The following is a 12,313-nucleotide window of genomic DNA, read 5'->3' on the forward strand; positions in this document are numbered from 1 at the left end:
GATTGACCCCTCGCGCGGGCCGCCGTAGGTAGAAGGCGCTGTTTCAGGGGCCTTCTGCCCCGCCGACGTCCAGAGAGGCCCTCATGAGCGATATGCCAGCCAAACCGCGCAGCTTTCAGGAGATTATCCTGAGGTTGCAAAGCTATTGGGCCACCAAGGGGTGCGCCGTCATGCAGCCCTATGACATGGAGGTCGGCGCCGGCACGTTCCACCCGGCCACCACACTGCGCAGCCTTGGCACGCGACCCTGGGCCGCCGCCTATGTGCAGCCCTCGCGCCGCCCCACCGATGGGCGCTATGGCGAGAACCCCAACCGCCTGCAGCATTACTACCAGTATCAGGTGCTGATCAAACCCAGCCCGCCCGATCTGCAGGCGCTTTATCTTGGGTCGCTCGAGGCGATCGGCATCGACATGGCGCTGCATGACATCCGCTTTGTCGAGGATGACTGGGAAAGCCCGACGCTGGGTGCCTGGGGTCTTGGGTGGGAGGTGTGGTGCGATGGCATGGAAGTCAGCCAGTTCACCTATTTCCAGCAGGTTGGCGGGCATGACTGCACGCCCGTCTCGGGCGAACTGACCTACGGGCTGGAGCGCCTCGCGATGTATGTGCTGGGCGTCGATCACGTGATGGACATGCCCTACAACGATCCCTCCGCGCCCATCCCGCTGACGTATGGCGACATCTTCCGCCAGACCGAAGAGGAGTATTCACGGTGGAATTTCGACGTGGCCAACACCGACACCCTCCTGCGCCACTTTGAAGAGGCCGAGGCCGAGTGCCGCGCCATTCTGGACGCGCCGGACACGGACCCAAAGACCGGAAAGCGCATCGTGATGGCCCATCCGGCTTATGACCAGTGCATCAAGGCCAGTCATATCTTCAACCTGCTGGACGCGCGCGGCGTCATTTCGGTGACCGAGCGGCAGGCCTATATCGGCCGCGTGCGCGCCCTCGCCAAGAAATGCGCCGATGCCTTCGTGCAGACCAGCGCCGGCGGCTGGGCCGCCTGAGGATGGGCAAGTTCCTGACAGTGCTCCTGCTTGTCTGCGCAATCGGCGGCGGCTTTCTGATGTATTACCAACAGGTCTACGCCTATTACGAGGATGTCGTGCCCAATGGCGAGACGGACGTGCAGATCACCTCGCTGATCACCGGCATGCCCGAGCCTGTGCCCTATGAGAGCTTCCGGGGCATCGACGCCTCAAGCTCGCCCATCCGCTACCGCGCGTGCTTTGACACCTCGATGGGCCACGCGATGCTGACCGAAACCTACATGCTGGACGAGGAGGCCGTGCCGCTGACCGCGCCCGGCTGGTTCGACTGCTTTGATGCGGAGGAAATCGGCGCGGCAATTGAATCCGGCGCGGCGCTTGCCTTCATGGGTACTGAGAATATCGAGTACGGCATCGACCGTGTCGTCGCCATCCACGAGGACGGGCGCGGCTGGGTCTGGGATCAGCTCAATCGCTGCGGCGAGATCGTGTTTGACGGCAAACCGGCGCCCGAGGATTGCCCCACCCCACCCGAAGACTACTGACCGCCGCGACATATCCCCACGGAACAAAGTGCCGCACCAGATGCTTTCCTCCTCAGATCAGAGGGAGAGAGCCAATGGATAACAAGGCACCCGGATGGGTCGTACCGGTCATGCGCGCAGGCTATGGCGCGCGGGCATTGGTGTATCTGGTCGTGGGCGGGCTTGCCTTGTCGGCGGTGTTCTGGGGCGGTGCGGCGCAAGGCACGCAAAACGCGCTGGCGGACCTCAGGCAGGTCAGTTTCGGCGACCTCCTTTTGTGGATCATCGGCCTCGGCCTGATGGCCTATATGGTCTGGCGGCTTATTGATGCGGCTATGGACCTTGAGAATTACGGCGACGATGCCAAGGGCATGTTTGCGCGCCTCGCCCAGATGGTCACGGGCCTCATTCACGGCGTGCTTGGCGTGTCGATCATTGGCCTTGCCACCGGCCAGAACAGCGGCGGTGGCGGCGGCGCCGAAAACTGGACCGCCAAGCTGATGGCGCTGCCATATGGCCCCACGCTGGTCGCCGTTGTCGGCGCCGCGGTTATCGGTGCGGGTATCTACTACATCCAGAAAGGTCTGCGCGGCAAATATAAGGAAGACATCGTCGTCACCCGCACGACCGAGCGGCTCGACCCCATGATGAAAACCGGTTTCTTGGCCGAAGGTATCATTGTTGGCATCGTCGGGGGATTCCTCCTTTACGCGGGCCTGACCTCAGATCCCGGTCAGGCGGGCGGCGTGGGGCAAGCGCTAGGCTACATCCGCTCGATGAGCTACGGCGCGGTTCTCTTTGCCGCGATGGCCATCGGCCTTTTGTGCTTCGCACTGGAAAACGCAGTCGAGGCCGTCTACCGCATCGTGCCGCGCCGCGCAGGTTCGGATGTGCAAACCCTTGCCTCCAAGGCCAAAGCCAAGGCAAAGGCGCACGCGCCGGGCTAGGCCCGCTATTCGCTGGACCTCGGGCCGGTGCGCGGGTATCCCCCTCACCGAATTGCCGCACGTTTTTGCGGCCCGTGACGTCCATGACGATGGTGAGGCCATGCCGGATCTTTTGATCGAACTTTTCTCCGAAGAAATCCCGGCGCGGATGCAGAGCCGTGCCGCCGAGGACCTGAAGGCGCGCGTGACCGACGGCCTCGTCGAGGCTGGCCTGACCTATGCAGGTGCTGCCGCCTTTTCGACGCCGCGCCGCCTGTCGCTGGCGCTGAGCGGCCTTACCGCCGCATCCCCCACCCTGCGCGAAGAGCGCAAGGGTCCCCGCACTGACGCGCCCGAAAAGGCGATCGAGGGCTTCCTGCGCGGTGCGGGCGTCACCCGCGACGATCTGGAAATCCGCGACGAGAAGAAGGGTCAGGTTTATTACGCCACCATCACCCGTCCGGGCCGCAATGCCGATGTCATCGTGGCCGAGGTGCTGGAGCAGGTCATTCGTAACTTCCCCTGGCCCAAATCCATGCGCTGGGGCAGCGGTAGCTTGCGCTGGGTGCGCCCGCTGCATTCGATCCTGTGCATTCTCACCGATGACGCGGGCGAGGCGCAGGTGGTGGATCTGGACGTGGATGGCATCAAGGCGGGCATTACCACCGAGGGCCACCGCTTCATGGCGCCGGGGCGTTTTTCCGTCAGCAGCTTTGACGACTATGCGGCCAAGCTGAAGAAGGCTTGCGTAGTGCTGGACGCCGCCGAGCGCGCGGATGCCATCTGGCAGGACGCCACCAATCAGGCGTTTGCGGCCGGTCTGGAAGTGGTCGAGGATGCTGGCCTGCTTGCCGAGGTGGCGGGGCTGGTCGAATGGCCCGTGGTGCTGATGGGCACCATCGACGAGACGTTCTTCGGCCTGCCGCCCGAGGTGCTGCAAACCTCGATGAAGGAACACCAGAAATTCTTCTCGGTCCGCAACCCCAAAACGGGCCGGATTGAGCGGTTTGTGACCGTCGCCAACCGCGAGACGTCCGATCATGGCAAGACGATCCTTGCCGGCAATCAAAAGGTGCTCTTCGCGCGGCTCTCGGATGCGAAATTCTTCTGGGAGAATGATCTGCGGCTGGTGCAGGACCGCGGGCTGGAGGGGATGGCCGCTGGGCTGAGTGACGTGACCTTCCACAACAAGCTGGGATCGCAAGCGGACCGCATTGCCCGGATCGAGGCGCTGGCGCGTGAAATCGCTCCAGTGGTCGGCGCCAAGCCGGATCTGGCGGCCGAGGCTGCGCGCGTTGCCAAGGCCGATCTGCAATCGGAAATGGTAGGCGAATTCCCCGAATTGCAGGGCCTGATGGGCCGCTATTACGCGCAGGCCGCGGGCCATGACGACGGCGTTCCGCAAGCCTGCGAAGAGCATTACAAACCGCTGGGGCCGGGAGATGCCGTGCCGTCTGCGCCGGTGTCTGTTGCCGTGGCGCTGGCCGACAAGATCGACACGCTGACGGGCTTCTGGGCGATTGATGAGAAGCCGACCGGGAGCAAGGATCCCTATGCGCTGAGGAGAGCGGCACTGGGGGTTATTCGGTTGGTGCTGGAAAATGGGCTTCGGGTAAATCTCTCAGAATTTTTCGACAAAGCGGCAGAGAAATTTCCTGATGCTGTCGCCAGAGGGTATTTGGATCAGCGCCAAGGCAGGACGTTCAAGCCGTCAAAGCTCGAGGATGTTTTAGAGCTCACCGACGACTTGGAGGCTTTCTTTCACGACCGCCTCAAGGTCTATCTCCGCGACCAGGGCGTGCGCCATGACGTGATCGACGCCTGTATCGCGATGGACGGAAATGACGACCTCGCGCTGCTGGTCAAACGCGCCACGGCGCTGAGCGATTTCCTCAAGACCGAGGATGGTGAAAACCTGCTGCAGGGCTTCAAGCGGGCGAACAACATACTGACCCAGGCCGAGGAGAAGGACGGGGTCGAATATTCCTTCGGTGCGGATGTGAAATTCTCCGAGACCGAGGAGGAGCGCGCGCTCTTCAACGCGCTCAAGGCGGCCGCACCGCAGATCGACAACGCCCTCAAGGCCGAGGATTTCGCCGCCGTCATGTCGGCTCTCGCGGATTTGCGCGCGCCGATCGACGCGTTCTTCGAGGCGGTGCAAGTAAATGCGGAAAACCAGGTGGTGCGCCGAAACCGGCTGAACATGCTGGGCCAAATCCGCAAGATCGGACTATCGGCGGCGGATTTGAGCAAGATCGAAGGCTAGGGACGCCCGGCTTGCGCCGCTCGCGCTCGGGCCAGAGTTTCCCTTGCCTTGCGCGTGATCCCGCCTATGCTGCACCGACACAGCAAGGACGCCGCAGTGCAGCAAGCCGATACCGACATCACGCTGATCACGCCCGATGCGCGCATCAGAGCCGATACGCATGGTGGGCGGGCGAAATGCCTGCAGCGCCTTGCGCGGTTGGATCTGCCGGTGCCGCCGACGGTTGCGCTATCGTTTGACGCGGTGCGGCGGATTGCATCGGGCGACATGCCAGATATCCGCACACTTCTGTCCCACCTGAGCAAGGAGGCGCTGCTATGCGTACGCCCTTCGTCCGAGGATAGCGATTGGGGCGGACCGCGTGCAGTGCTGAATATCGGCATGTCCGGCGCCATGCAAAGCTGTCTGGCCGAACGGATCGGGTCCGAGGCCGCCACCCGGCTCTACCTGCGCTTTGTCGAAAGCTACGCGATCCATGTCGCGCGGCTGGACCCCGACATGCTGGACGACATGCCCGAGAACCCTGATGACGCGCTGGCTTTTGCGCTGCGCGTCTACGAGGACGAGGTCGAAGAAGCGTTTCCCCAGGATCCCGCCGTGCAACTGGCCGAGGTGCTGCGCTCGATGGCGCGGGCGTGGGACGGGACCACCGCGCGGCTCTTGCGTCAGGCCAAGGGCGCGCCTGCCGATGCGGGACTGGGCCTTGTCGTGCAGGAAATGGCCATCGGGCTGGGCCGCGGTGAGTGCGGCAGCGGCGTCATGCAGTTGGTCAACTCTGCGACAGGTGCACGGCAGATTACGGGCCGCTACCTGAGCCAGAGCCAGGGGCGCGACGCGCTGAGTGGCGGCAAGGAGGCGCTTTATCTGGAGCGCGACCCGCGCGGGCCATCGCTGGAGGAATTGGCGCCCGAGGCCTTTGCACAGCTGAAATCTCACCTGTCGCTGATGCGCGAAAAGCTGCGCGAGGAAATGCAGGCCGAGTTCACCATCGAGAACGGCAAGCTGCACCTCTTGGATGGCGTGCGCGTGGCGCGCAACGCCCGCGCGGCGGTCAGCATTGCGGTGGCGATGGCCGAGGATGGGATCATCGCGCGCGAAGAAGCACTGATGCGGATCGAGCCGCGTGCCCTCAACGAGCTACTGCATCGGCAGGTCGATCCCGAGGCCAAGCGCGACGTTCTGGCACGCGGTGTCGCCGCCAGCCCCGGCGCTGCGACGGGCAGGATCGTCTTTACCGCCGAGGCGTCGCAGGCCGCCGCCGCACGCGGGGAGGCAACCGTTCTGGTCCGGCGCGAGACGACATCAGAGGATATTCGCGGCATGCACGCCGCCGTTGCCATTCTGACCGAGCGGGGCGGGATGACTAGCCACGCCGCCGTGATCGGGCGGGGGATTGGCCTGCCTTGTGTCGTGGGCGCGTCGTCGATCCGGTTCCACACGGCGGGCCGCAAGCTGACCGCACCGGATGGCCGCGTGCTGAAAGAGGGCGATGAGGTGACTATCGACGGCACCAATGGCGAGGTCCTGTTCGGCCGCGCGCCCCTCTTGGATGCGGGGCATGACGACAGTTTTCAGGTGCTGATGGATTGGGCCGACGATGTGCGGGATATCGCCGTGCGGGCCAATGCCGACACGCCGATGGACGCCAAGATGGCGCATAATTTCCATGCTCAGGGCATCGGCCTGTGCCGCACCGAGCATATGTTCTTCGAAGAGGCGCGCCTGCGCGTCATGCGCGAGATGATCTTTGCCAGCACCAGCGCCGACCGCGCTGCCGCGCTGGAACGCCTTTTGCCCATGCAGCGCGACGATTTCGCTGACCTTTTCCGCATCATGCAGGGCCAGCCTGTCTGCATTCGGCTCTTTGATCCGCCTCTGCATGAATTTCTGCCCAGCGACCGGGCGGGCCACCGGGAACTGGCCGAGGCGCTGGACCTGCCCCTTTCCAAGGTGACCCGCCGGGTCGAGGCGCTGGCCGAATACAACCCCATGCTGGGTATGCGGGGTGTGCGTTTGGGCATCACGGTGCCCGAGATTTACGAGATGCAGGTCCGCGCCATATTCGAGGCGACGCTGAAGGTGGCCAGCGAGGGCGTTGAAATCGTGCCCGAGATCATGATCCCGCTGGTTTCGGCCAGCCGCGAGGTCGAGCTGGTCAAGGGGCGCATTGATGCCATCGCCGCCGCCGTGCGCAGCGAGACGGGCCACGATTTCGCCTATCGCCTCGGCGTCATGGTCGAGACGCCCCGCGCGGCCCTGCGCGCCGGCGATATCGCGCCGCAGGTTTCGTTCCTCAGCTTCGGCACCAATGACCTGACGCAGATGACCTACGGCCTCAGCCGCGACGATGCCGGGCGTTTCATGTCGGAATATGTGCAGCTGGGCGTTTATCCCGAGGATCCGTTCCACACGCTTGATCTCGATGGGGTGGCCGAGCTGCTCAGCATCGGGGCCGAGCGGGCGCGCGAAGCGAATCCGAATCTGACCCTGTCGATCTGCGGCGAGCATGGCGGCAACCCCGAATCGATTGCCTTCTGCCGGGCGGCGGGATTCGATTATGTGTCCTGCTCGCCCTTCCGTGTGCCGGTGGCGCGGCTAGCTGCCGCACAGCTGGCCGTGCGGGACAAGATCGGCGCGGCCTGACGCCAAACCCTACCATATGAAGCGTTTTTCAGGCGGGCGCGCCTCCGTTCCGCGGAGTCTGAAAACGGCGTGAATTTGTCGAAAATCGGCATGGGCTGGACGATTGCGACCAAAAACTATATCTCACCGCGATCCTGGGGGGCTGCGCCCCTCGCTGTCTGCAGGTGTTTTATGACGCATCGTTTTTGCTTTGCCATTGCCGCTGCCATGTTTTCGCTGGTCGCGGCCATTCCCGCCGGCGCTGATACCGCCATCAACAAGCTTCTGGGCCAAGAACGCCGCGGTCTCTCCGCGATGAGCCAGGCCCGTGTCGCAAGCTACCTCAAGGCGCCCGTCGCCACCGCCGGTTACACGCGCGAGTGGCTGGATGCACAAAAGCCCGCCAAGGGCGACGCCGAATGGCAGTGCCTCTCCGAGGCGCTCTATTTCGAGGCCCGCGGCGAGACCGTGAAAGGCCAGTTCGCCGTGGCCGAAGTGATCCTGAACCGCGTCGATAGCCCGCGCTATCCCAACACGATCTGCGGTGTGATCAATCAGGGCACCGGCGCGAAATACGCCTGTCAGTTTACCTATACCTGCGATGGCCATGCCGAGGTCATCGCCGAGCCGCGAGCGTTCGAGCGCGTCGGCAAGGTTGCCAGCATCATGACGAATGGCGCGCAGCGGCCCCTGACCAAGGGCGCGACGCATTACCATACCAATGCTGTCAGCCCGCGCTGGGCTCGCGTCTTCCCGCGCACCGCCGAGATCGGCGATCATTACTTCTACAGGCAACCGACGCGTCTGTCGCAGAACTGACCTCCCGCGCCGCTTTGCTGATTTGTGCGCCGGGGGCCGCCGTGCTAAGGCGCGCGGGTGCCGGCGCCAGTCCGGAGTGACGATCAGGGAACCGGCGATGACCAACGACACCACTTTGGCCTTCGGGCATCCCGATGCCCGCGCCATGGCGACCGCGCCGGATGGCCCGCTGGACCGTATTTCACTGCGCGATCATATCGTCGAGGTCGAGATCGGCGCTTTTCAGCTTGAGCGCGGGATCACCCAGCGCATCTGTTTCAACGTCGTGGTCGAGGTGCGCCCCGTTGGCGACGATCTGGACGATGATGTGGATCGCATTCTTTCCTACGACCGCGTTACCGAGGCTATCGCCGCCGAGCTGGCCGAAGAGCGTCTAAATCTGCTGGAAACCCTCGCCGAGAACGTGGCCGAGCGTATCCTGGCCGAGCCGCAGGCCGTGCGCACCTTCGTGCGCATCGAAAAGCTGGATCGTGGCCCCGGCGCGCTGGGGGTCGAGATCGTCCGCTCGGTCGATAACCTGGCGACCAAGCCCGCCAGCACCCTCGCCGCCCATGCGCCGCGCCCGCATGTCGTCTATTTGACGAATGCCGCAGTGAAGTCGCCCAATCTCGAACGCTGGCTCGACCAGCTTGAGCAGCGGGCCGAGCCGGTCATCCTCTGCGTGGGCCGCGCCGATGCGATGCCGCCCCAGACCGGGCACCGGATGACCCAGCGCCGTGTCGATCTTCTGGCGATCGAGCAGAATGCATGGGTGCTGGCAGGCCGCGACGATCGCTGCGTCGTCGTTGATACGCGGACCGAGCTGGACTGGGCCATGCGCAATGGCCGCATCAGCGTCTGGGCGCCATCCAAGATCGTGCTGGATGCCGTCGACGGCCCCACAGTTGGCCCGGACAAGCCGGTGGCCCTGGCCGCATGGTTCGCGGGGCATATGGACGCCTCGGACCTGCTCCTGATCGGGGAGGAGCCGCCTGAAGGCGGTGCGCGCGTGCCCGTTCTGGTGCAGGATATTGCCGAGTCCGGGCTTTGATTCGATGCGCCGCTATTACCGCCCCATTGCCCAGCTTGACCCCTGCCGCCCCGAAGGCGCGCAGCCCCTCGCAGGCGGCTGGGCGTGGTTCGACCGGGCCGAGCGGATCACGCGGGCCGGTAGCGATCTGGTGCCGATCAGTGATATTCCCGTCAATGTTCTTGAGCGGCTGACCGCCCCGCGTGCGCCGATTGTGGGCCTCGGCTTTGACGCGCCGCGCCTGATGGGCATTCTCAACGTGACGCCCGACAGCTTCTCGGACGGGGGCAAGTTTGACGCGCCGGAGGCCGCGCTGACACAGGCGCGTGCCATGGCTGGCGCGGGTGCGCATATCATCGACGTAGGCGGCGAATCGACCCGGCCCGGATCCTTGCCCGTTGCCGAAGAGGATGAGATCGCCCGCACCGCGCCCGTGATCGCCGCCATCCGGCAGGCGACCCCCACGCCTATCTCGATTGACACGCGCAAGGCCGCCGTCGCGCAGGCGGCGATCGGGGCCGGCGCAAGCTTGGTCAATGACGTCTCGGGTTTTACGTATGACGCCGCGCTCGCGCCCTATTGCGCCGAGGCGGGCGTGCCGGTCTGCGTGATGCATGCGCAAGGCGATCCGCAGACGATGCAGGACGCGCCGCATTACGAGGATGTGACGCTCGACGTTTATGATTTTCTGGAGGGCCGTATCGACGCGCTGGAAACACAAGGCATCCCGCGAGCGCAGATCATCGTTGATCCCGGCATCGGTTTTGGCAAGACGCAGGCGCATAACCTGACGCTGCTGAGCCGTCTCAGCATCTTTCACGGGCTCGGCTGTCCTGTCCTTCTGGGCGCGTCGCGCAAGAAGTTCATTGGGACCATCGGCGCGGCGCCAGAGGCCGCGGCGCGCATGCCCGGCTCGGTCGCCGTGGCGCTGGCGGGCATCGCGCAGGGCGTGCAGATCATTCGCGCGCATGACGTAGCCGAGACACGCTCGGCCATCGCATTGTGGCAGGCGGCGACGTCGGGGCGCGCATGACGCCCGCCTCAGGCCCGGCGGCGGCCTGAGAACAGACGCCGCAGCGCCCCTGCCTGGCTGAGCGCGAGGCCAAAGAGGATCAGCAGCAACGCCCAATAGATATTCGGCGGCAGCTCTTCGCCTAGAAACGCGATGCCCAGCATCATCGACCACAGCGGCACCTGATAGTTCAGGAGGGACATGAAGACCGGCCCCGCGCTGCGGATGACCTTCACCAGCAAGAGTTGCGCCATGCCGGTGGGCAGTGTGCCAAGATAGAGCAGCGCCAGCAGGCTGGTGGCGGGCACGCTGTCGGGGAGGCCATCAACCGCCAGCGCGTAAGGCACAAATAGCACGGCGCCGATGGTCAGCGCCGCGGCCGCCAAGGATATCATGTCGACGTCAGGGCACAGCCGCGTGAGAATGGCGCCGATGGCATAGCAGAACGCGGCCGCGATACAGCCTATGCGCGCCGTCAGCTCGAATTCGGCCCCGGTGGCCGCAAAGGCCGAGGGGCCGATCAGCACGATGACCCCCGCCGTGCCGATCATGAAGCCGATGAGGCGGCGCAGGTTCATCCGTTCGCCCGGCACCAGAAAATGCGCCAGCGGCAGGATCAGGAGCGGCACCACCGCCATGCAGACTCCGGCAAAGCCCGACGCGACGAATTGCTGGCTCCAGCTGAGCAGGAAGAACGGCAAGGCGTTGGTAAAAATGCCCATGCCAAGCGCAAAGGCCCAGACGATTCCCGCCCCCTTGCCGCGCAGAGGCGGCAGGCCGGTGCCACGCGCGTAGGCGATGCCCAGCAGCAGCGCCGCGCCAAGACCGAGGCGCGAGGCAACCACGAGCCGCGGGCCGACGCCCTCCAGCGCCAGCTTGGTGAACATGAACGCAGCGCCCAGCATGGCGCCCAATATGAATAGGCGGACCCAGTTGATCGGGCTGATGGGTGTCATGGCGGATGCCTTGCTCGGATATGAAAGAGGGCACCCCTTTGGATGCCCCCTTTGAAAGGTAATTACGCCGCGATCAGTTCTTGTCCTGATCGACCAACTTGCCCGCGGAGATCCACGGCATCATGCCGCGCAGCTTCTTGCCGACTTCCTCGATCTGGTGCTCGTCATTCATCCGGCGCGTGCCCTTGAAGAACGGCTGGCCGACCGCGTTTTCCTGCATGAAGTCACGCACGAACTTGCCCGACTGGATGTCGTGCAGGATCGCCTTCATTTCCTTCTTGGTCTGCTCGTAGGGCAGGACGCGCGGGCCGCTGACATATTCGCCGTATTCGGCCGTGTTCGAGATCGAGTAGTTCATGTTGGCGATGCCGCCCTCATAGATCAGGTCGACGATCAGCTTGACCTCGTGAAGGCACTCGAAATAGGCCATTTCGGGCGCGTAGCCGGCCTCGACCAGCGTCTCGAAACCCATGCGGATCAACTCGACCAGACCGCCGCACAGCACTGCCTGCTCGCCGAAAAGGTCGGTCTCGCACTCTTCGCGGAAGTTGGTTTCGATGATGCCCGAACGGCCACCGCCGATAGCGGAGCAATAGCTGAGGCCCAGCTCCAGCGCCTTGCCGGATGCGTCGGTGTCGACAGCCACGAGGCAGGGCACGCCGCCGCCCTTGACGTATTCGCCGCGCACGGTGTGACCGGGACCCTTGGGCGCCATCATGATGACGTCGATGCCTTCCTTGGGCTCAATCAGGCCGAAATGCACGTTGAGACCGTGGGCGAATGCGATGGCCGCGCCCTCGCGGATGTTGTCATGCACGTATTTCTTGTAGGTCTCGGCCTGAAGCTCGTCGGGCATGGTGAACATGATCAGATCGGCCCAGGCAGCCGCTTCGGCGATGTCCATGACCTTCAGGCCCTCGCCCTCGGCCTTCTTGGCGGATTTCGAGCCTTCGCGCAGCGCGACGACAAGGTTCTTGGCGCCACTGTCGCGCAGGTTCAGCGCATGGGCGTGGCCTTGGCTGCCGTAGCCGAGGATGGCCACCTTCTTGTCCTTGATCAGGTTGATGTCGCAGTCGCGGTCATAATAAACGCGCATGATTATATCCCTTTCGGTTGTGTGATTGAGGCTGAAATTACAGGGATGCGCCCGAGAGGAAATGCAAAAGCACGTTGATGGGATAATA

The 12,313-nt window shown here is 64.3% G+C and carries 10 protein-coding genes; 8 read left to right on the plus strand and 2 right to left on the minus strand.

What is annotated here, in order from left to right; genetic code table 11:
* Positions 1-83 precede the first annotated feature (83 nt).
* The 8 genes from ACEWPM_RS07955 (at position 84) to folP (ending at position 10,194) form a co-directional block, all read left to right on the plus strand.
* Positions 84-1,013 carry a glycine--tRNA ligase subunit alpha gene (locus ACEWPM_RS07955; RefSeq protein WP_393961129.1) on the plus strand — a complete coding sequence of 310 codons (930 nt, stop codon included), beginning with the start codon at positions 84-86 and terminating at the stop codon, positions 1,011-1,013.
* Between the two features lie 2 nt (positions 1,014-1,015).
* Complete coding sequence (locus ACEWPM_RS07960) at positions 1,016-1,540, plus strand: DUF6446 family protein (protein ID WP_393961130.1); 525 nt, start codon at positions 1,016-1,018, stop codon at positions 1,538-1,540.
* Between the two features lie 74 nt (positions 1,541-1,614).
* Entirely contained in the window at positions 1,615-2,466 is an 852-nt protein-coding gene (locus tag ACEWPM_RS07965; protein ID WP_393961131.1) for a DUF1206 domain-containing protein, read from the plus strand.
* A 100-nt stretch (positions 2,467-2,566) separates the two neighbouring features.
* Positions 2,567-4,711, plus strand: a complete 2,145-nt coding sequence (gene glyS, locus ACEWPM_RS07970) for a glycine--tRNA ligase subunit beta (protein ID WP_393961132.1) — start codon at positions 2,567-2,569, stop codon at positions 4,709-4,711.
* Positions 4,712-4,777: 66 nt separating this feature from the next.
* A complete protein-coding gene (locus ACEWPM_RS07975) occupies positions 4,778-7,354 on the plus strand; it encodes a putative PEP-binding protein (protein WP_393961133.1) in 2,577 nt (858 codons plus the stop codon).
* 171 nt (positions 7,355-7,525) lie between these two features.
* Positions 7,526-8,152, plus strand: coding sequence for a cell wall hydrolase (locus tag ACEWPM_RS07980; RefSeq protein ID WP_393961134.1), 627 nt, complete (start codon positions 7,526-7,528; stop codon positions 8,150-8,152).
* 97 nt (positions 8,153-8,249) lie between these two features.
* The gene (locus ACEWPM_RS07985) at positions 8,250-9,182 is read left to right on the plus strand and encodes a dihydroneopterin aldolase (protein ID WP_393961135.1); all 933 of its coding nucleotides are present in this window, start codon (positions 8,250-8,252) and stop codon (positions 9,180-9,182) included.
* 4 nt (positions 9,183-9,186) lie between these two features.
* Positions 9,187-10,194 carry a dihydropteroate synthase gene (folP, locus tag ACEWPM_RS07990; protein WP_393961136.1) on the plus strand — a complete coding sequence of 336 codons (1,008 nt, stop codon included), beginning with the start codon at positions 9,187-9,189 and terminating at the stop codon, positions 10,192-10,194.
* A gap of 8 nt (positions 10,195-10,202) precedes the next feature.
* On the opposite strand, the gene ACEWPM_RS07995 is transcribed toward folP, so the two are convergent.
* Both ACEWPM_RS07995 and ilvC read right to left on the minus strand, forming a co-directional pair.
* Positions 10,203-11,129: a DMT family transporter gene (locus tag ACEWPM_RS07995; RefSeq protein WP_393961137.1), complete on the minus strand. Its 927-nt coding sequence runs from the start codon at positions 11,127-11,129 to the stop codon at positions 10,203-10,205.
* Between the two features lie 73 nt (positions 11,130-11,202).
* Complete coding sequence (gene ilvC / locus ACEWPM_RS08000) at positions 11,203-12,225, minus strand: ketol-acid reductoisomerase (protein ID WP_393961139.1); 1,023 nt, start codon at positions 12,223-12,225, stop codon at positions 11,203-11,205.
* Positions 12,226-12,313 lie beyond the last annotated feature (88 nt).

Origin of the sequence: Roseovarius maritimus (assembly GCF_043355895.2) — a bacterium.
Taxonomy (GTDB): Bacteria; Pseudomonadota; Alphaproteobacteria; order Rhodobacterales; family Rhodobacteraceae; genus Roseovarius; species Roseovarius maritimus.

What these genes read in the sequence shown, in the direction of transcription:
- ACEWPM_RS07960 (WP_393961130.1), top strand. Translation starts at nt 1,016, where the DNA reads ATGGGCAAGTTCCTGACAGTGCTCCTGCTTGTCTGCGCAATCGGCGGC.
- ACEWPM_RS07965 (WP_393961131.1), top strand. Translation starts at nt 1,615, where the DNA reads ATGGATAACAAGGCACCCGGATGGGTCGTACCGGTCATGCGCGCAGGC.
- ACEWPM_RS07985 (WP_393961135.1), top strand. Translation starts at nt 8,250, where the DNA reads ATGACCAACGACACCACTTTGGCCTTCGGGCATCCCGATGCCCGCGCC.
- ACEWPM_RS07995 (WP_393961137.1), bottom strand. Translation starts at nt 11,129, where the DNA reads ATGACACCCATCAGCCCGATCAACTGGGTCCGCCTATTCATATTGGGC.
- ACEWPM_RS07975 (WP_393961133.1), top strand. Translation starts at nt 4,778, where the DNA reads ATGCTGCACCGACACAGCAAGGACGCCGCAGTGCAGCAAGCCGATACC.
- glyS (WP_393961132.1), top strand. Translation starts at nt 2,567, where the DNA reads ATGCCGGATCTTTTGATCGAACTTTTCTCCGAAGAAATCCCGGCGCGG.
- ACEWPM_RS07980 (WP_393961134.1), top strand. Translation starts at nt 7,526, where the DNA reads ATGACGCATCGTTTTTGCTTTGCCATTGCCGCTGCCATGTTTTCGCTG.
- ACEWPM_RS07955 (WP_393961129.1), top strand. Translation starts at nt 84, where the DNA reads ATGAGCGATATGCCAGCCAAACCGCGCAGCTTTCAGGAGATTATCCTG.
- ilvC (WP_393961139.1), bottom strand. Translation starts at nt 12,225, where the DNA reads ATGCGCGTTTATTATGACCGCGACTGCGACATCAACCTGATCAAGGAC.
- folP (WP_393961136.1), top strand. Translation starts at nt 9,187, where the DNA reads ATGCGCCGCTATTACCGCCCCATTGCCCAGCTTGACCCCTGCCGCCCC.